The following is a 19,105-nucleotide window of genomic DNA, read 5'->3' on the forward strand; positions in this document are numbered from 1 at the left end:
TTTTGTGAGCGAACTCATTCGCGTACCTGACATCGGCAGCGGTGAAGGTGAAGTAATCGAGCTGTTTGTGAAGGTCGGCGACACCGTCGAAGCCGACCAGAGCATTCTGACCCTGGAATCGGACAAGGCGAGCATGGAAATTCCTGCTCCCAAGGCTGGCGTGGTCAAGAGCCTGAAAGTGAAGCTGGGCGACCGCCTGAAAGAAGGCGACGAACTGCTGGAACTGGAAATCGAAGGTGCCGCTGATGCGGCCCCTGCGGCGGCTCCTGCTGCCGCTGCTGCACCGGCGCCTGCCGCGGAAAAACCTGCCGCTGCTGCCGAGGCTCCTGCAGCCCCGGCTGCTGCTCCAGCCGCAGCGACTGTCCAGGACATTCATGTTCCGGACATCGGCTCGTCGGGCAAGGCCAAGATCATCGAACTGCTGGTCAAGGTCGGCGACACTGTCGAAGCGGACCAGTCGCTGATCACCCTGGAGTCCGACAAGGCCTCCATGGAAATCCCTTCGCCGGCTGCCGGCGTTGTGGAAAGCATCGCGGTCAAGCTGGAAGACGAAGTCGGCACTGGCGACTTCATCCTCAAGCTGAAAGTACAAGGCGCTGCGCCTGCCGCTGCTCCAGCACCGGCTGCTGCTCCGGCCGCCAAGGCTGAAGCGGCTCCGGCTCCGGCTGCTGCCCCTGCGCCCGCTGCAAAAGCCGAGGCCGCACCGGCCCCTGCTGCTGCCGCACCTGCGCCAAGCGGTGCCAAGGTTCATGCCGGCCCTGCCGTGCGTCAACTGGCCCGTGAGTTCGGCGTTGAGCTCAATGCGGTGTCAGCCACTGGCCCTCACGGTCGCGTGCTGAAGGAAGACGTGCAGGTCTACGTCAAGACCATGATGCAGAAAGCCAAGGAAGCGCCGGCTGCCGGTGGCGCTACCGGTGGTTCGGGCATTCCGCCGATCCGTACCGTGGACTTCAGCCGCTTCGGCGAAATCGAAGAAGTGCCGATGACCCGCCTGATGCAAATCGGCGCGGCCGGCCTGCACGCGAGCTGGCTGAACATCCCGCACGTGACCCAGTTCGACCAGGCCGACATCACCGATCTGGAAGCTTTCCGCGTTGCGCAGAAAGCCGTGGCCGAAAAGGCCGGCGTGAAACTGACTGTGCTGCCACTGCTGCTCAAGGCGTGCGCGCACCTGCTCAAGGAACTGCCGGACTTCAACGCCTCGCTGGCACCAAGCGGCAAGGCGATCATCCGCAAGAAGTACGTGCACATCGGTTTTGCGGTCGACACCCCGGATGGCCTGCTGGTGCCGGTCATCAAGAACGTTGACCAGAAGAGCCTGCTGCAACTCGCTGCCGAAGCCGCTGCACTGGCTGCCAAGGCCCGCGACAAGAAGCTCACCCCGGACGACATGCAGGGCGCATGCTTCACCATCTCCAGCCTCGGCCACATTGGCGGCACTGGCTTCACGCCAATCGTCAACGCGCCGGAAGTGGCGATCCTGGGTGTGTCCAAGGCCACCATCCAGCCAGTCTGGGACGGTAAAGCGTTCCAGCCGAAGCTGATGCTGCCACTGTCGTTGTCCTACGATCACCGTGTGATCAACGGCGCGGCCGCTGCACGCTTTACCCAGCGCCTGAGCCAGTTGCTGAACGACATCCGCACCATCCTGCTGTAAGCCACAGCGGCCTCCCTTTCATCGGGGAGGCCTGGTTGCACCGATTTCCGAGCGCCACGCTCGTACCTCAACCCCGTCAATTTGGCGGGGCTTTTTTTGCTTTTCTTTACAGACAGAACAGGGTTGTACACCTTCTGTCATCCTGACTGAAGAATTCCCCCGCCCGGCCGATAACCCCCTTATAGCACTTAGCCTTCATCCTCTCTTGTCAGCCCGCGCCGCATGATGCAACCTTGCCGCAGGCAACAGTAAAGAGGGCGTGAGCCCGGCGCCGTACGCGTTATTTGAAGTGAGTTCCCCCCCCATGAAAAGCCAACCCGATGTCGCCCGTATGGCGGCCGAGGTAGTGACGCAGTTACCGGTGCCTTCGCGCCTCGGTATGCTGCGTTTCGAGCGGCTTAATGAGGCAAGCTGGGCCCTTCTGTACCTCGACCCTAACTGCGAGCGCCAATTCGGCCTGTCGGCGGTCGAGCTGTGTGCACTGCTCGGCACCCCCTTCGCCAGCCTGATGGAGCCTCAGGCACGCTATCAACTGCACGACACCATCCAACAGCAACTGAGCGAGAGCCCTCACTACCTGGTGCGCTATACCCTGCACACCAACGATGGCCCCCTGAGCCTGCTGGAAATGGGCGAAGCCTACAAACAGCACAATCGCCACCTGCTGCGCGGCTACCTTATGGTTGTAGACGGGCTGTTCAGTGAAATCCCCCCACCCGCCCCCACAGCGGACCTGGAGAGCCAGAACAGCCGCCTGCAGATCGCCCTGGAGCTCAACCAGCGCGCCCAGCAGGAACAGCTGCAGCACCTGGAGCGGGTGCGTGCCCAGCAGGAGTTGATCCTGTTGCTGGCCCGCCAGCGCTACACCGTCAACAATTCGCTGCAGGAAGCCGCAGAGCTGATCACCCGCAGCGCCTGTGACATCTACCAGATCGACTGCGCCAGCATCTGGAACCTCGAAGGCCAGCGCCTGGTGCCGATCTCGGCCTACCACCGCGACGACCAACGGCACCACCTGCCTGAGCCGATCGACGCAAGCTGCTTCCCGGACTATCTGGAAGCCTTGCATACCAGCCGCGCCATCGACGCCACCAACGCGATGCGCGACCCCCGTACCCGTGAAATGGTCGAAAACCTGCGCGCCAGGGACGTCCACGCGATGCTCGATGCGAGTATCCGTGTCGATGGCCAGGTGGTCGGCGTGCTGTGCCTGGAACAGGGCGGCAGCCCGCGTGCCTGGCAGGCCGATGAAATTGCCTTTGCCGGCGAGCTGGCCGACCAATTCGCGCAAGTGATCAACAACCACAACCGCCGTACCGCCACCAGCGCCCTGCACCTGTTCCAGCGCGCGGTGGAGCAAAGCGCCAATGCCTTTCTGCTGGTCAACTGCGACGGCGTGGTGGAGTACGTCAACCCAAGCTTTACCGCGATCACCCAATACAGCGCCGAAGAAGTCCACGGCCACCGCCTGGCACATTTGCCGGCACTGGAAAACCTCAGCGAATTGCTGTTCGACGCACCATCGAGCCTGGCCCAGAGCAACAGCTGGCAGGGCGAGTTCAAGAGCCGACGCAAAAACCTCGAACCCTACTGGGGCCAACTGTCGATCTCCAAGGTCTACGGCGATAACCGTGAACTGACCCACTACATCGGCATCTACGAAGATATCACCCAGACCAAACTGGCCCAGCAGCGCATCGAGCGCCTGGCCTATACCGACAACCTGACCAACCTGGGCAACCGTCCGGCGTTTATCCGTAACCTCGACGAGCGCTTTGCCCGCGACAGCGACAGCCCGATCAGCCTGTTGCTGGTGGACATCGACAACTTCAAGCGCATCAACGACAGCCTTGGCCACCAGACCGGCGACAAGCTGCTGATCAGCCTGGCCCGTCGCCTGCGCAACAGCCTGAGTACCGGCGGCAGCCTGGCGCGCTTTGCAAGTAACGAATTCGCGGTGCTGCTGGACGACACTGACCTGGAAAGCGGCCAGCAGGTCGCCAGCCAGCTGCTGGCGACGCTCGACAAACCGATGTTCGTCGACAACCAATTGATCAGCGTCACCGGCTCCGTAGGCCTGGCCTGTGCACCGCTGCACGGCCGCGACCCGCAGACCCTGATGCGCAACGCCGGCCTGGCCCTGCACAAAGCCAAGGCCAACGGCAAACACCAGGTACAGGTGTTCACCGAAGCCTTGAACGCCGAGGCCAGCTACAAGCTGTTCGTAGAGAACAACCTGCGTCGTGCCCTGACCCAGAACGAACTGGACGTGTTCTACCAGCCCAAGCTGTGCCTGCGCAGCGGCCGTTTACTGGGCATGGAAGCGCTGCTGCGCTGGAACCATCCGGAAAAAGGCATGATCCGCCCCGATCAGTTCATCAGCGTCGCCGAAGAAACCGGCTTGATCATCCCGATCGGCAAATGGATCGCGCGCCAGGCCTGCCGCATGAGCAGGCAACTGAGCGCCGCTGGCATGGGCAATTTGCAGGTAGCAATCAACCTGTCGCCCAAACAGTTTTCCGACCCGGACCTGGTCGCCTCGATTGCCACGATCCTCAAGGAAGAACAGCTGCCGGCCAACCTGCTGGAGCTGGAGCTGACCGAAGGCCTGCTGCTGGAAGCGACCGAAGACACGCGCCTGCAACTGGACCAGTTGAAGAGCTTCGGCCTGACCCTGGCCATGGATGACTTCGGCACCGGTTACTCGTCGCTGAGTTATCTGAAAAAATTCCCCATCGACATCATCAAGATCGACCGCAGCTTTATCCACGAAATCCCGGACAACCAGGACGACATGGAAATCACCTCAGCCGTGATCGCCATGGCCCACAACCTCAAGCTCAAGGTGGTGGCCGAAGGCATCGAGACCGCCGAACAACTGGCGTTCCTGCGTCGGCACCGTTGCGACGTTGGCCAGGGCTACCTGTTCGACCGGCCGATCCCCGGTGCAGAGCTGCTCGAGAAGCTTAGACGCTACCCGCGCGGGCCAATCGCCTGACAGCGCTGTAACACTCGGGCACACTGGCTGTCTGAAATTTACCGCTAACTCAACCTGACGAGAGGACTGCTCATGGTCTTGCGCTCGGAAATTCTGGTGAACAAAAACGTGCTGCCTACTCAAGAACAAGCGTTGCCTGGTCGTGAAACCCCAATGAACCTGCCGGAAACGCACTTCGTCAACGGCAACCCGCTGCTGGGCCCGTTCGTCGACGACGTTGGCTTCGCGATCTTCGGCCTGGGTTGTTTCTGGGGCGCCGAACGCAAGTTCTGGCAGCGCGATGGCGTGGTCAGCACCGTGGTCGGCTACGCCGGCGGTTTCACGCCGAACCCGACTTATGAAGAAGTCTGCTCGGGCCTGACCGGCCACAGCGAAGTGGTGCTGGTGGTCTATGACCAGGCCAAGGTGAAATACGAAGACCTGCTGAAGATGTACTGGGAGCTGCACAACCCGACCCAAGGCATGCGTCAGGGTAACGACATCGGCACCCAGTACCGCTCGGTGATCTATGCGACCACGCCTGAGCAATTGTCGGCGGCGCAGGCCAGTGCCGATGCCTATCAAGCCGAATTGTCCAAAGCCGGCCTGGGCACCATCACCACCGAAATCGAAGAAGCGCCAACGGTGTACTTCGCCGAGGCTTATCACCAGCAGTACCTGGCGAAGAACCCGCAGGGCTACTGTGGGATCGGCGGTACCGGTGTGACCTGCCCGATCTAAAACCGACGCGAATCAAAATGTGGGAGGGGCGCACCGCCCCTCCCACATTGGGTTGGCGCCAGACTTGGTTACTCGGCAATAAGCCAATCCATCTGCCACCCACCCTGGGTCTGGCCAAGCTTCCTGGACAGCCACGGCAACAGCTCACGCAACTCCTCTTCCAGGCCCCACGGCGGGTTGGCAATCGCCAGGCCCGAGCCGGTCAGGGTGTTGGGCGTGTCCAGCGGATGCACCAGCAACTCAACCCGCAGCAACTTCGGCGCGCCAGTGCCGGCCAGGTCCTGGTAGAAGCGACGCAGCATGCGCTGGTCCTTCACCGGGTACCAGATCGCCGCGACGGTCTGGCGCATACGGCTGACAGCTTCCTTCAGGGACGCGGCGCAGCGCTGCATTTCGTCGAGCTTTTCAAACGGTGGGTCGATCAGCATCAACGCACGTTTTTCCGGCACCGGTAACAGCGCGCGCGGCACATGCCAGCCTTCGCCCAAGTGCACCTTGACCCGACGATCACCCTTCATGTTGTCCTTGAGCAGCACGCCGTCTTCCGGGTGTTTTTCATTGAGCAATACGCGGTCCTGGGGACGCGTGAGGCGGCGCGCAAGCTCCGGCGAGCCTGGGTAGTAGCGCAACTGGCCATCGGGGTTCATCTCATGCAGCACGCGCATGTAGTCGTCAGTCAGCGGCGGCAGATCGTCGGCGCCCCACAAGCGCGCGATACCTTCCAGGTACTCACCCGTGCGGTTGGCCTGGTCACCTTGCAGGTCGTACAGACCAATCCCGGCGTGGGTGTCGAGGTAGGCGAACGGCTGCTCCTTGCGCGACATCAGGGCGATGAGGCGGGTCAAGGTCAGGTGTTTGAAGACATCGGCGTGGTTGCCGGCGTGAAAGGCGTGACGATAATTCATGGTTGCTCCTGCGCAGGGGGCGAAGTTTACCTTCTACGGGCGCAAAGGTGCAGGGCCGCATGCCGGGCGGTGCTTATGTCGCAAACGCAGGCGGCCAGTTGAAAAAAATCTAAATGCCGCCGCCAGGGTGGATTTATTGTGGCCTTCCACCACTCCAGGGAGGTCAATAACAATCATGAAAGACGCCACCATCGCGCTGCACCACGGCTTCAAGTCGGACCCGACTACCAAGGCCGTCGCCGTACCGATCTACCAGAACGTCGCCTTCGAATTCGATAACGCTCAACACGGCGCCGACCTGTTCAACCTGGACGTGCCCGGCAATATCTACACGCGCATCATGAACCCCACCAACGATGTGCTGGAGCAGCGCATCGCCGCCCTTGAAGGCGGTATCGCGGCCCTGGCCGTCTCGGCCGGCAGCGCGGCGATCCACTATGCCATCCAGACGTTGACCCGGGCGGGCGACAATATCGTCACCACACCGCAACTCTACGGCGGCACCTACACGCTGTTCGCCCACCTGCTGCCGAGCTTTGGCGTGGATGTGCGTTTCGCCCGCGATGACTCCGCCGCAGCCATCGCCGAACTGATCGACGACGACACCAAGCTGGTGTACTGCGAAAGCATCGGCAACCCGGCGGGCAATATCATCGACATCGAGACCCTGGCCGACGTTGCCCATGCCCGTGGCGTGCCGCTGGTGGTGGACAACACCGTGGCCACGCCGATCCTGTGCAAACCGATCCAGTTCGGCGCCGACATCGTGGTGCACTCGGTGACCAAATACGTCGGCGGCCATGGCAACTCCCTGGGCGGTGTAATTGTCGACAGCGGCACGTTCCCGTGGACGAAATACGCGGATAAATTCCCCGGCCTCAACCAGCCCGAGCCGGCCTATCACGGCGTGGTCTATACCGAAAAATTCGGCCCCGCCGCCTTCATCGCCCGTGCCCGTACCGTGCCACTGCGCAACACCGGCGCCGCATTGGCACCGATGAATGCCTTCCTGTTGCTGCAAGGCCTGGAAACCCTGGCCTTGCGCATGGAGCGCCACACCGAAAACGCCCTGAAAATCGCACAGTTCCTGCAAGGCCATGCCGAGGTGGAGTGGGTCAGCTACGCCGGCCTGCCGGACCACCCGCACCACGCATTGGCGCAGAAATACATGCAGGGCAAACCGTCGGCGATCCTGTCCTTCGGCTTGAAGGGCGGCTTTGATGCCGGTGTGCGCTTCTACGACGCGCTGCAAATCTTCAAGCGCCTGGTCAACATCGGCGACGCCAAGTCCCTGGCCTGCCACCCGGCCTCCACCACTCACCGGCAGATGAACGAGCAGGAACAGGCCAAGGCCGGTGTAAAGCCGGAGATGATTCGCCTGTCGGTGGGTATCGAAGCGATTGAAGACCTGATCGACGACCTGCAACAGGCGCTGGCCTCAACTCAACTCTGAGTCCAGGTAGCCAGCCAGCGCTTCAGGGCTGATATCCGCGCTGCGTACGAAGTAGGCGACCTTGTGCTGCAAGGTCGCCGGCGTAAAGGCGGCATACAGGTCGGGGCGCTGCTCTTCAAGCCACTGCAGCAGGTTGTCGATCAGGGTCTGTGGTGATTGCGCGGCCAAGTGCTCCAATAGCGATTCGGGCACTCGCCACCAAGGACTGGCTTTGGCCGCCGTGACTGGCGGCGTCGCAACGCTCAGCGGCTGGCCGTTGATCAGATACCGTTGGAACACCGGCAACACCGCGCCGATTTCATCACCCAGCTTCTGCACAATCGGCAGAAACTGAGCGCCATCCCAGAAGCGCAGGAACACGCTCCGCTCATCGGGAAGCAGTATTTTGGTCAGGCTTTGCAGGTGAGCAACTACGACTTCCCACGGGCTGGACGATACCGCCAGCCAACCCCAATCCGAGGCGTCAGTGGTTGCGATCCAATCGAGGAAGGCACTGTCGGGTTCGACAACCCCTGCGTAGGGCATCACCTCATCCCACCCGGCATAGGCCGTGCCTGCCCAGAGCGCTTGAGGCGACATCCCGATGGCCGAGACTTGCCACGCAGCCAGCGGCTTCGCGTCACTGGCACGGCCAAGGACCACGTAAAGCCGCTCATTGGGGAGTAGAGGGCATTGTGCTAGCCAGTCATTGGGGGTCAAGGGCTGGGACATCAGGGTAAATTCCTTTTAAGGTTGAATGGAACGGGAGACCGCACTGCCCATCACTGCAGCGTTGGCACTCTTCACAAAATGGCGCGTTCCGTTTCAGGCTGGCGACCTGTATCCGGCTCAGCGGTGCGGGCATAACCGCCAGCAACGCCGCTTTCACCCCAGGCATCAAGGGTGACGCCGCCGGAGCAGGCGCGCCTCCCAGTTGAATGGGCGTGCTGCTGAAAATCCCCTCTGCCGACAGCGTGATCGACTGCCCACCGGCCTGGATTGTCACGGTCGCACCCGCGTCTATAACGACGCTCTGCCCGGCGCCAATCTGGATGGTCCGCCCCGCGCGCATCTGCTGCGATCCGCCAACCACCAGATGGTCGTCCTGCTTGAGTTCCGTCAAACGGTTGCCATGGGTGATGCGCTGCTCTTCGCCTTGCAATTCATGGTGCGACTCACCGCCCACCCTGATGCGGCGCTGATTGTCGATCTGCACCTGCTGGTCATGCAGCACATGCTGGGTCCAATCCCGCTGGGCGCGCAGGTAGATCTCCTCGGCGCCCTTGCGGTCTTCGATGCGCAGTTCGTTGTAGCCACCACCACCGGGGCTGCTCTGGCTACGGAAGATGCTGCGGGTCTTGTCTGCCGGCAGATCGAGGGGAACCCGCGTCGCCGCGTTCGGCAGGCAGCCCATCACCAGCGGCATGTCCATATCCCCGTTGACGAACCCCACCAGTACTTCCATACCCACTCGCGGGATAAGCACCGAGCCATAGCGGTCATGGGCCCAACCGCTGGCCACCCGCAGCCAGCAGCTGGAATGATCGTCATGCTCCCCAGCGCTATCCCAGGCCAACTGCACCTTGACCCGGCCGTATTCGTCGCAGTGGATTTCACTGTCGACGGGGCCGGTAACCACCGCGTTTTGATAACCCGACAACGCCGGCCGCGCCTGCTCAGGCAAGGGCGGGCGGAAGATCACGTCCCACGGAGTCACCACACATTCATTGCGATACCCCTGAAAAAAATCTCCACCACCAACCTCGGTGACAGCCTCCTCCAAAACCTGAGGCTGCCTGCCTTCGTGGGTAACTTGCGTCACCAGCCACAAGTCATTCCATTCGTCCCGCGGATGCCCGGTCAATTTGAGGAACCGACCGCTGGTCACTGCGGGGTCATCACCGTTACCACGGGCTATTCGATAGTCGCTACGGTGCCGTTCCAAGCCACGTTGCGCGAGGTATTTGCCGTAGGGGCGATCGGAAAAATGACCGGGGTAGGCCTGCTCCTCAAACCGTGGAAGCTGTTCACCGACCACGCCACTCTCCAGCACCAGGCTCGGCTTGAGAAAGTCGTAGTCACGCAAAGTGACCGCTGTGGTGCGGGTTTCCAACCGCAGCGCAAAGCGCTTGATGGCCGGCGTATCCGCCACCATCCCGGAGCCCGGCTTATAGGGCGTAGGTTGATCGGGCCGGGCGAAAACTGTCTGGTCATCGCCAAACACCAGCAGGTGTCCTCCGGGCAAATGCTGGAAGTGATAGTGAATCCCCTGTTCGGCACACAGCCGCTGAATAAAGGCCAGGTCGCTCTCGCCAAACTGCACGCAATACTCGCGCTCAGGATAGGCACCACTGAGGTGAAATTCGAATTGGTCGGCATGGAGCCGCTGCTCCGCCAGCACCTGCGCAATGATCTGCGGCACCGTCTTGTGCTGGAAGATCCGCTGGTGACTGCTGTGCGCGAGATAGGCCAACTGCGGCACAAGGCTGATCTGGTAACGCGTCAGCCGTCGCCCGGAGTCGCCCTGCGCCACCCGATAAACCAAGCCGTGGACGCCATGGCCGTGAGCATCAAAGCCCAGATACACCGGGCGATGCAGCAGGTTTTCCAAGTCCAGGTCGGGCTGTTCGCTGACCAGTTCAAGATCGAAACGATACGGTTGGCTGATGGCTTCGCGGCCCTGGAACTCAAACACCTTGAGTTCACTTGGCACACCGTCAAGGGTCAGGGTAAAGGCACTTTGATTGGCAGGAGCGAACATCCGGTGTTTCTCTGCGAGGGGGTGGGCGGGAGATTCTGCACCACCGTTCCACGCGGATGAGCGCGCCCCAAACAAATCAGTAAAACCCTACGCGCGAGCGTAGGAGTCCTACTCAATCAAGCTCAAATCGCACGCAAAAAAAAGGCCCGCCATCCGTAGGACGCGGGCCTTCTTTTAATTCATTGAGCGCTCAGCGCCCGGCGAATCACTTATTGAGGTTGTAGTCTTTTTCCGCCGCATCAAAGCGCTCGACCATACCGGCTGTCGGCGCGCCCAGCTTGCTCACGACGTAGATCGCCAGGCTGGCGAAGATGAAGCCTGGGATGATTTCGTACAGGCCCAGCAGTTCGAAGTGCTTCCACACGATCACGGTGATCGCGCCGACCAGGATGCCGGCCAGTGCGCCGTTGCGGGTCATGTTTTTCCAGATCACCGAGATCAGCACCACAGGGCCGAACGCAGCGCCGAAACCGGCCCAGGCGTAGCTCACCAGGCCCAGCACACGGTTGTTCGGGTTGGCAGCCATGGCGATGGCGATCAAGGCCACCAGCAGTACCATCAAGCGGCCGACCCACACCAGTTCAACCTGGGAAGCGCTTTTGCGCAGGAAGGTCTTGTAGAAGTCTTCGGTCAGGGCGCTGGAACATACCAGCAACTGGCAGCTCAGGGTGCTCATGACGGCCGCGAGGATGGCCGACAGCAGGACACCAGCAACCCATGGGTTGAACAGGATCTTGGCCAGCTCGATGAACACACGCTCAGGGTTTTCAGTCACCGGGCCTGCCACTTCCGGGTGCGCCGAGAAGTAAGCAATACCGAAGAAGCCCACCGCCACGGTGCCGCCCAGGCACAGGATCATCCAGGTCATGGAGATGCGACGCGCGTTGGCGATCGACTTCACCGAATCCGCCGCCATGAAGCGCGCGAGGATGTGCGGTTGGCCGAAGTAACCCAGGCCCCAGCCCATCAGCGAGATGATGCCGATGAAGGTGGTGTTTTTCAGCATGTTGAAGTTGTCGGGGTTCTTGGCTTCGATGGCCAGGAAGGTGGTGTCGACGCCACCGGTGGCCAGCAGCACAATGATCGGCGTGAGGATCAACGCGAAAATCATCAGCGTGGCTTGTACGGTGTCGGTCCAGCTGACTGCCAGGAAACCACCCACAAAGGTGTAGGCAATCGTCGCCGCAGCGCCGGCCCACAGCGCGGTCTCGTAGGACATGCCGAAGGTGCTTTCGAACAGGCGGGCACCGGCCACGATGCCGGAAGCGCAGTAGATGGTGAAGAACACCAGGATCACTACGGCAGAGATGATCCGCAGCAGGCCGCTTTTATCTTCGAAACGGCTGGAAAAGTAATCCGGCAGCGTCAGGGCGTCGCCGTTGTGCTCGGTCTGTACCCGCAGGCGACCGGCCACGAACAGCCAGTTGAGGTAGGCACCGACGATCAGGCCGATGGCGATCCAGCTTTCCGACAGGCCGGACATGTAGATCGCGCCCGGCAGGCCCATCAACAACCAGCCGCTCATATCGGAAGCACCGGCTGACAAGGCAGTCACCACGCTACCAAGGCTGCGACCGCCCAGGATGTAATCGGAAAGGTTGTTAGTGGAGCGATAGGCCATGAAGCCGATCAGCACCATTGCTGCGATGTAGATCACGAACGTGATCAGGGTTGGATTACTAACGCTCATATGAGTGACGCCCTGGCTTTGTTTTTATGTAGCGGCGGTCTGTCAGAAGGCCACCTACTGGAAGTAGGTAAACGTAACTGAGTGCCGCGCATTTATGACTGACGTTTCCCCAGGAAAGCCGCCAGCCGATGAACCAGACCACACAGTCGGTTGCACCTTGGGCGCGAATGCTATTCAACAAAGCAAATAAGGTGCAACCAGTTTCTTGGGAATAAGTTGCACCCAAGTGTAAAACACGTAAAACGCCGCTTTTTTGCTCCTTTTCGGAGCAAGAACAGCCGATCTCAGAAGCAAACGCACCAAGGCAAAGCGGATTCCGTCGAAGGTCGATTTTTTTCCGATCAACTGTCGAAAAAATCATGAACAAAATGGGTTGCACCCGGTTGCACCTCTTCCTGCGCAAAGCTAATCTTGCCGCCAGCTGATGCCACTCGGTAGTGGCACCCATGAGGATAAGAAAATGGCTACGACCACCCTTGGGGTCAAACTCGACGACCCGACCCGCGAACGCCTGAAGGCGGCCGCGACCTCCATTGATCGCACGCCGCACTGGCTGATCAAGCAGGCGATTTTCAATTACCTGGAGAAACTGGAGGGTGGCGCAACCCTGACCGAGCTCAATGGCTTGAGCAACAAGGATGCTGAGGACGCTGGCGAAGTCCAGGCCGACCACGCCCACCAGTGCTTCCTTGAGTTCGCCGAGAGCATCCTGCCGCAATCCGTCCTGCGCGCTTCGATCACCGCCGCTTACCGTCGCCCCGAGCCGGAAGTGGTACCAATGCTGATCGAGCAGGCTCGCCTGCCGGTGCAAATGGCCGAAGCCACCAACAAGCTCGCCGCTTCGATTGCCGAAAAACTGCGCAATCAGAAGAGTGCTGGCGGCCGTGCCGGTATTGTTCAGGGCCTGCTGCAAGAATTCTCGCTGTCGTCCCAGGAAGGCGTGGCCCTTATGTGCCTGGCTGAGGCGCTGCTGCGGATCCCGGACAAAGGCACCCGCGACGCCCTGATCCGCGACAAGATCAGCACCGGCAACTGGCATCCGCACTTGGGCAACAGCCCGTCGCTGTTCGTCAACGCCGCCACCTGGGGCCTGCTGCTGACCGGTAAACTGGTCGCCACCCATAACGAAGCCGGCCTCACCTCGTCCCTGAGCCGCATCATCGGCAAAAGCGGCGAGCCGATGATCCGCAAGGGCGTCGACATGGCCATGCGCCTGATGGGCGAGCAGTTCGTGACCGGCGAAACCATCGCTGAAGCCCTGGCCAACGCCAGCAAATTCGAAGCAAAGGGTTTCCGCTACTCCTACGACATGCTCGGTGAAGCCGCACTCACCGAACACGACGCGCAGAAATACCTGGCCTCGTACGAACAAGCCATTCACTCCATCGGCAAAGCCTCCCACGGCCGTGGGATTTATGAAGGCCCGGGCATCTCCATCAAACTGTCGGCACTGCACCCGCGTTACAGCCGTGCGCAGTACGAACGGGTGATGGATGAGCTGTACCCGCGCCTGCTGTCCCTGACCCTACTGGCCAAGCAATACGACATCGGCCTGAACATCGACGCCGAGGAAGCCGACCGCCTGGAGCTGTCGCTGGATCTGCTCGAGCGCCTGTGCTTCGAGCCACAACTGACCGGCTGGAACGGTATTGGCTTCGTGATCCAGGCCTACCAGAAGCGTTGCCCGTATGTGATCGACTACGTAATCGACCTGGCGCGCCGCAGCCGCCATCGCCTGATGATCCGCCTGGTAAAAGGCGCGTACTGGGACAGCGAGATCAAGCGCGCCCAGGTCGAAGGCCTGGAAGGCTACCCGGTATACACCCGCAAGGTGTACACCGACGTTTCCTACATTGCCTGTGCACGCAAACTGCTGTCGGTACCGGAAGTCATCTACCCGCAGTTCGCTACGCACAACGCCCATACCTTGTCGGCGATTTACCATATCGCCGGTCAGAACTATTACCCCGGCCAGTACGAGTTCCAATGCCTGCACGGCATGGGTGAACCGCTGTACGAGCAGGTAGTAGGCAAGGTTTCGGAAGGCAAGCTCAACCGTCCATGCCGCGTATACGCACCGGTCGGCACTCACGAAACACTGCTGGCTTACCTGGTGCGTCGCCTGCTGGAAAACGGCGCCAACACCTCGTTCGTCAACCGCATCGCCGACCAGTCCATATCGATCCAGGAGCTGGTGGCCGATCCAGTGGCCAGCATCGAGCAGATGGCGACGCTGGAAGGCGGCTTCGGCCTGCCGCACCCGCGTATCCCGCTGCCGCGTGACCTGTACGGCAGCGACCGCGCCAACTCGGCCGGTATCGACCTGGCCAACGAACACCGCCTGGCATCGCTGTCCTGCGCCCTGCTGGCCACCGCGCACAACGACTGGAAGGCCGCGCCGATGCTCGGTTGCGCCGCCAGCGATCAAGCGGCGGCACCGGTATTGAACCCGTCCGACCTGCGTGACGTGGTCGGCCACGTGCAAGAAGCCACCGTCGAAGACGTCGACAACGCGATCCAGTGCGCCATCAGCGCTGGCCCGATCTGGCAGGCCACGCCGCCCGCCGAACGCGCCGCGATCCTGGAACGTGCCGCCGACCTGATGGAGGGCGAGATCCAGCCACTGATGGGCCTGCTGGCTCGCGAAGCCGGCAAGACCTTCGCCAACGCCATCGCCGAAGTGCGTGAAGCCGTGGACTTCCTGCGCTACTACGCGGTGCAGGCCCGCAACGACTTCACCAATGACGCGCACCGCCCATTGGGCCCTGTGGTGTGCATCAGCCCGTGGAACTTCCCACTGGCGATTTTCAGTGGGCAAGTGGCTGCCGCACTGGCCGCCGGTAACCCGGTATTGGCCAAGCCTGCCGAGCAAACCCCGTTGGTCGCCGCCCAAGCCGTGCGCATCCTGCTGGAAGCGGGTATTCCGGAAGGCGTGTTGCAATTGCTGCCGGGCCAGGGTGAAAGCGTCGGTGCCCGCCTGGTGGGTGATGATCGCGTCAAAGGCGTGATGTTCACCGGCTCCACCGAAGTCGCGCGCCTGCTGCAACGCAATGTCGCCGGGCGCCTGGATGCCCAGGGCCGTCCGATCCCGCTGATCGCCGAAACCGGCGGCCAGAACGCAATGATCGTCGATTCCTCGGCACTCACCGAACAAGTGGTCATCGACGTGGTGTCCTCGGCCTTCGACAGCGCCGGTCAACGTTGCTCGGCCCTGCGCGTGTTGTGCCTGCAGGAAGACTCCGCAGACCGCGTGATCGAAATGCTCAAGGGCGCCATGGCTGAATGCCGCCTGGGCAACCCGGAGCGCCTGTCGGTGGACATCGGTCCGGTGATCGACGCCGAAGCCAAGGCCGGCATCGAGAAACACATCCAGGCCATGCGCGACAAAGGCCGCAATGTGTACCAGGTGGCGATTGCCGACGGTGAAGAAATCAAGCGCGGCACCTTCGTGATGCCCACCCTGATCGAGCTGGAAAGCTTCGACGAACTGCAACGGGAGATCTTCGGCCCGGTGCTGCACGTGGTGCGCTACAAGCGCAAGGAGATCGACCAGCTCATCGGCCAGATCAACGCCTCCGGCTATGGCCTGACCCTGGGCGTGCATACCCGTATCGACGAGACCATCGCCAAGGTGATCGACAACGTCAATGCCGGTAACGTCTATGTGAACCGCAACATCGTCGGTGCCGTGGTCGGCGTGCAGCCATTCGGCGGTGAAGGCCTGTCGGGCACTGGTCCGAAAGCCGGTGGTCCGCTGTACCTGTACCGCTTGCTGTCGACCCGTCCTACCGATGCGATCGAGCAATCCTTCGTACGTGGCGACAAACTGGCGGCACCGGATGTACGTCTGCGCGACGCCATGAGCCAGCCGCTGACCGCCCTGAAAACCTGGGCCGACAGCAATAAGTTCAGCGAGCTGAGTGCCCTGTGCAGCCAGTTCGCCGCGCAATCCCAAAGCGGTATCACCCGTCAATTGGCTGGCCCGACCGGCGAGCGCAACAGCTACGCCATCCTGCCTCGCGAGCACGTACTGTGCCTGGCGGACGTGGAAGGCGATCTGTTGACTCAACTGGCGGCGGTATTGGCCGTCGGCGGTTCGGCGGTATGGCCGGAAACCGACCTGACCAAAGCCGTGTTCCCACGCTTGCCCAAGGAGATTCAGGCGAAAATCAAGCGCGTGGCGGATTGGACCAAGGACGAGGTGGTGTTTGACGCCGTTCTCCATCACGGGGATTCCGACCAACTGCGTGCGGTGTGCCAGCAAGTGGCCCAACGTGGTGGCGCGATTGTCGGGGTACATGGTTTGTCCCAAGGCGAAACAACAATTGCCTTGGAGCGCCTGGTGATCGAGCGTGCGTTGAGCGTTAACACCGCAGCTGCCGGCGGTAATGCCAGCCTGATGACCATCGGCTAACCCTGAAAATGCGGTAAACCCTGTGGGAGGGGGCAAGCCCCCTCCCACATTTGATCGCATTTCAATTCCCCTCCCCTCGTTCTGCCTCTTCATCACCCAGATCAATCTTGCTATCCAGTCTTTATTCGCGCACTTAGACTCAGGCCAATTCCTCCAAAGGTAAGCCGCCATGTCCGAGACGCTGCTCAGTTCCCGCAATCTGGCTTTCGAGCTGTACGAAGTCCTCGATGCCGAGGGCCTGACCCAGCGCGAGCGGTTTGCCGAGCACAATCGCGAAACCTTCGATGCGGCCATCAGCACGGCCCGCAACATTGCAGAGAAGTACTTCGCGCCACACAACCGCAAAAACGACGAGAACGAACCACGTTTTGAGGACGGTAAGGCGATTCTGATTCCGGAAGTGAAACCGGCGGTGGATGCGTTCCTTGAAGCCGGCTTCCTCAATGCGGCCCGCAGCTTCGAAGCCGGTGGCATGCAGTTGCCGACCCTGCTGTCTCAAGCCTGCTTCGCTCACTTCCAATCCGCCAACGCGGCCTCGACGTCCTACCCGTTCCTGACCATGGGCGCCGCCAACCTGATCGAAAGCTTCGGCACCGAGGAGCAGAAACAGCGCTTCCTGCAACCGATGATCGAAGGCCGCTTCTTCGGCACCATGGCCCTGACCGAACCCCACGCCGGCTCATCGCTGTCAGATATTCGTACCCGCGCCGAACCAGCGGCTGACGGCAGCTATCGACTCAAGGGCAATAAGATCTTTATCTCCGGAGGCGACCACCCGCTGTCGGAAAACATCGTGCACATGGTGCTGGCCAAACTGCCGGACGCGCCGGCCGGGGTGAAGGGCATTTCGCTGTTTATCGTGCCCAAGTTCCTGGTCAACGATGATGGCAGCCTGGGCGAACGTAACGATGTCCTGCTGGCCGGGCTGTTTCACAAGATGGGCTGGCGGGGCACCACGTCCACGGCGCTGAATTTCGGCGATAACGGTAACTGCGTCGGCTATCTGGTGGGTAAGCCGCACCAGGGCCTGAGCTGCATGTTCCAGATGATGAACGAGGCGCGCATCGGTGTGGGCATGGGCGCGGTGATGCTCGGCTACGCCGGCTATCTCTATTCGCTGGAATACGCCCGCGAACGTCCGCAAGGTCGCCTGCCCGACAGCAAAGACCCGTCCACCGCGCCGGTCTCGATCATCCAGCACGCCGATATCAAGCGCATGCTGCTAACGCAAAAAGCCTACGTCGAAGGCGCCTTCGACCTGGGCCTGTACGCCGCGCGCCTGTTCGATGACACCACGACGCTGGAAACCGAGGCAGAGCGTAAACAGGCCCACGAACTGCTGGACCTGCTCACGCCCATCGTCAAATCCTGGCCCTCGGAGTTCTGCCTCAAGGCCAACGAGCTGGCAATCCAGATCCTCGGCGGCCACGGCTACACCCGCGAATACCCGGTGGAGCAGTACTACCGCGACAACCGCCTGAACCCGATCCACGAGGGCACCCATGGCATCCAGTCCCTGGACTTGCTGGGGCGCAAATTGGCGCAGAACGGCGGCGCGGGGCTCAAGCAACTGATCCGGCTGATCGCCGACACGGGCTCGCGGGCACAGGAATATCCAGGCCTGACGGCGTTAGGAGAACCGCTGGAACACCTCGTGGCCCGTCTGCAAAGCGTGACGATCGGCCTGCTGACGGATCTCGCCCAGGGCAAGGTCAACAGCAGCCTGGCGAACTCGGCGCTGTACCTGAAGGTATTCGGGCACACGGTAATTGGCTGGCGCTGGCTAGAACAGGCGATTCGCGCCGAAGAAGGGCTGGCCAAGGGCAATGTGGCCGATGTCGCCTTCTATAAAGGCAAGCTCCAGGCCGCCCGGTATTTCCTGACCTGGGAAGTACCGGGCTGCCATCATGAACTGGCGATTCTGGAGGCACGGGATGATACGTGCCTGGGGATGCAGGATGAGTGGTTCTAGGGCTGGATCGCCTTGGAAATCACCTCGACCGTGGCGCTGACTTGCTCTTGGTAACGGTCGAGTTCCTGTTGGTGAGCCTGCTGCATTTCGATCTGCTCGGCGCACAGGTTCAGCGCCGCCAGCACCAGTAGCTTGTCACCGATCAGGGTCGGGTACTTTTTCTTGGTGGTGGCCAGGGAGGCCTTGAGCATGGTCACGGCGTGCATCAGGGTTTTATCTTCCCCGGCCGGGGCCTTGATCGAGTAATCCTCTCCGAGAATCGAAACGACCTTTATCCCTTCATTCATGCGCTGACAGGGCCTGCGCTCACGCGCTCAACCAGCGCCTGGATACGCGCTGCCGTCGCGCCGTGCTTTTCTTCCTGTTCCATCAGGTTCAGTTGCAGGCTGTCGTTCTCATCCTTGGCGCGAGCCAGTTCGGCCTTGAGGGATTCGTTGCTGCCCAGTAGCTCCTGATTCTGCTGTACCAGGTCGCTGACCAGTTGTTCCAGTTGGCTGAGGGATGCTTCTAACATTTTGATTTCTCGGGCTTTTTCAAAGGGCGGTGACGATAAAGA

The 19,105-nt window shown here is 61.3% G+C and carries 12 protein-coding genes; 6 read left to right on the top strand and 6 right to left on the bottom strand.

The genetic code is table 11. The features are described 5' to 3' along the window. Nucleotides 1–4 precede the first annotated feature (4 nt). The 3 genes from aceF to msrA all read left to right on the top strand — a co-directional run bounded on the left by aceF (nucleotide 5) and on the right by msrA (nucleotide 5,375). Nucleotides 5–1,657, top strand: a complete 1,653-nt coding sequence (gene aceF, locus HCF10_RS11850; RefSeq protein ID WP_167655572.1) for a dihydrolipoyllysine-residue acetyltransferase — start codon at nucleotides 5–7, stop codon at nucleotides 1,655–1,657. Nucleotides 1,658–1,961: 304 nt separating this feature from the next. Further along, a complete protein-coding gene (locus tag HCF10_RS11855; protein ID WP_131696824.1) occupies nucleotides 1,962–4,655 on the top strand; it encodes a putative bifunctional diguanylate cyclase/phosphodiesterase in 2,694 nt (897 codons plus the stop codon). Between the two features lie 72 nt (nucleotides 4,656–4,727). Next, nucleotides 4,728–5,375, top strand: coding sequence for a peptide-methionine (S)-S-oxide reductase MsrA (gene msrA / locus HCF10_RS11860; protein WP_167655573.1), 648 nt, complete (start codon nucleotides 4,728–4,730; stop codon nucleotides 5,373–5,375). 68 nt (nucleotides 5,376–5,443) lie between these two features. Here the strand turns inward: msrA and HCF10_RS11865 are convergent, their stop codons facing one another. Next, nucleotides 5,444–6,280 carry a 23S rRNA (adenine(2030)-N(6))-methyltransferase RlmJ gene (locus HCF10_RS11865; protein ID WP_131696826.1) on the bottom strand — a complete coding sequence of 279 codons (837 nt, stop codon included), beginning with the start codon at nucleotides 6,278–6,280 and terminating at the stop codon, nucleotides 5,444–5,446. A 175-nt stretch (nucleotides 6,281–6,455) separates the two neighbouring features. On the opposite strand from HCF10_RS11865, the gene HCF10_RS11870 reads away from it, so the two are divergent. Then, a complete protein-coding gene (locus HCF10_RS11870; protein ID WP_167655574.1) occupies nucleotides 6,456–7,733 on the top strand; it encodes an O-acetylhomoserine aminocarboxypropyltransferase/cysteine synthase family protein in 1,278 nt (425 codons plus the stop codon). Here the strand turns inward: HCF10_RS11870 and HCF10_RS11875 are convergent. From HCF10_RS11875 to putP, 3 genes are all read right to left on the bottom strand, one after another. Continuing rightward, nucleotides 7,719–8,444 (bottom strand): DUF4123 domain-containing protein, encoded by a 726-nt coding sequence (locus HCF10_RS11875; RefSeq protein ID WP_167655575.1) that lies wholly within the window; start codon nucleotides 8,442–8,444, stop codon nucleotides 7,719–7,721. The genes HCF10_RS11870 and HCF10_RS11875 overlap by 15 nt on opposite strands. Then, nucleotides 8,419–10,473, bottom strand: a complete 2,055-nt coding sequence (locus HCF10_RS11880) for a type VI secretion system Vgr family protein (RefSeq protein WP_131696829.1) — start codon at nucleotides 10,471–10,473, stop codon at nucleotides 8,419–8,421. Before HCF10_RS11880 ends, HCF10_RS11875 begins: the two co-directional genes overlap by 26 nt. Before the next feature lie 205 nt (nucleotides 10,474–10,678). After that, the gene (gene putP / locus HCF10_RS11885; protein WP_131696830.1) at nucleotides 10,679–12,163 is read right to left on the bottom strand and encodes a sodium/proline symporter PutP; all 1,485 of its coding nucleotides are present in this window, start codon (nucleotides 12,161–12,163) and stop codon (nucleotides 10,679–10,681) included. 460 nt (nucleotides 12,164–12,623) lie between these two features. Between putP and putA the strand changes: the two genes are divergently transcribed. Next, the gene (putA, locus tag HCF10_RS11890) at nucleotides 12,624–16,577 is read left to right on the top strand and encodes a trifunctional transcriptional regulator/proline dehydrogenase/L-glutamate gamma-semialdehyde dehydrogenase (RefSeq protein ID WP_131696831.1); all 3,954 of its coding nucleotides are present in this window, start codon (nucleotides 12,624–12,626) and stop codon (nucleotides 16,575–16,577) included. A gap of 169 nt (nucleotides 16,578–16,746) precedes the next feature. Then, nucleotides 16,747–18,549 (top strand): acyl-CoA dehydrogenase, encoded by a 1,803-nt coding sequence (locus HCF10_RS11895; RefSeq protein ID WP_131696832.1) that lies wholly within the window; start codon nucleotides 16,747–16,749, stop codon nucleotides 18,547–18,549. Here the strand turns inward: HCF10_RS11895 and HCF10_RS11900 are convergent. Next, the gene (locus tag HCF10_RS11900; protein WP_017526490.1) at nucleotides 18,546–18,836 is read right to left on the bottom strand and encodes a cell division protein ZapA; all 291 of its coding nucleotides are present in this window, start codon (nucleotides 18,834–18,836) and stop codon (nucleotides 18,546–18,548) included. The genes HCF10_RS11895 and HCF10_RS11900 overlap by 4 nt on opposite strands. After that, nucleotides 18,833–19,063, bottom strand: coding sequence for a hypothetical protein (locus HCF10_RS11905; RefSeq protein ID WP_003187970.1), 231 nt, complete (start codon nucleotides 19,061–19,063; stop codon nucleotides 18,833–18,835). Before HCF10_RS11905 ends, HCF10_RS11900 begins: the two co-directional genes overlap by 4 nt. Between the last annotated feature and the right edge of the window lie 42 nt (nucleotides 19,064–19,105).

This window comes from Pseudomonas sp. B14(2022), assembly GCF_012030485.1.
Taxonomy (GTDB): domain Bacteria; phylum Pseudomonadota; class Gammaproteobacteria; order Pseudomonadales; family Pseudomonadaceae; genus Aquipseudomonas.

What these genes read in the sequence shown, in the direction of transcription:
- HCF10_RS11855 (WP_131696824.1), top strand. Translation starts at nt 1,962, where the DNA reads ATGAAAAGCCAACCCGATGTCGCCCGTATGGCGGCCGAGGTAGTGACG.
- msrA (WP_167655573.1), top strand. Translation starts at nt 4,728, where the DNA reads ATGGTCTTGCGCTCGGAAATTCTGGTGAACAAAAACGTGCTGCCTACT.
- HCF10_RS11865 (WP_131696826.1), bottom strand. Translation starts at nt 6,280, where the DNA reads ATGAATTATCGTCACGCCTTTCACGCCGGCAACCACGCCGATGTCTTC.
- HCF10_RS11870 (WP_167655574.1), top strand. Translation starts at nt 6,456, where the DNA reads ATGAAAGACGCCACCATCGCGCTGCACCACGGCTTCAAGTCGGACCCG.
- HCF10_RS11875 (WP_167655575.1), bottom strand. Translation starts at nt 8,444, where the DNA reads ATGTCCCAGCCCTTGACCCCCAATGACTGGCTAGCACAATGCCCTCTA.
- HCF10_RS11880 (WP_131696829.1), bottom strand. Translation starts at nt 10,473, where the DNA reads ATGTTCGCTCCTGCCAATCAAAGTGCCTTTACCCTGACCCTTGACGGT.
- putP (WP_131696830.1), bottom strand. Translation starts at nt 12,163, where the DNA reads ATGAGCGTTAGTAATCCAACCCTGATCACGTTCGTGATCTACATCGCA.
- putA (WP_131696831.1), top strand. Translation starts at nt 12,624, where the DNA reads ATGGCTACGACCACCCTTGGGGTCAAACTCGACGACCCGACCCGCGAA.
- HCF10_RS11895 (WP_131696832.1), top strand. Translation starts at nt 16,747, where the DNA reads ATGTCCGAGACGCTGCTCAGTTCCCGCAATCTGGCTTTCGAGCTGTAC.
- HCF10_RS11900 (WP_017526490.1), bottom strand. Translation starts at nt 18,836, where the DNA reads ATGAATGAAGGGATAAAGGTCGTTTCGATTCTCGGAGAGGATTACTCG.
- HCF10_RS11905 (WP_003187970.1), bottom strand. Translation starts at nt 19,063, where the DNA reads ATGTTAGAAGCATCCCTCAGCCAACTGGAACAACTGGTCAGCGACCTG.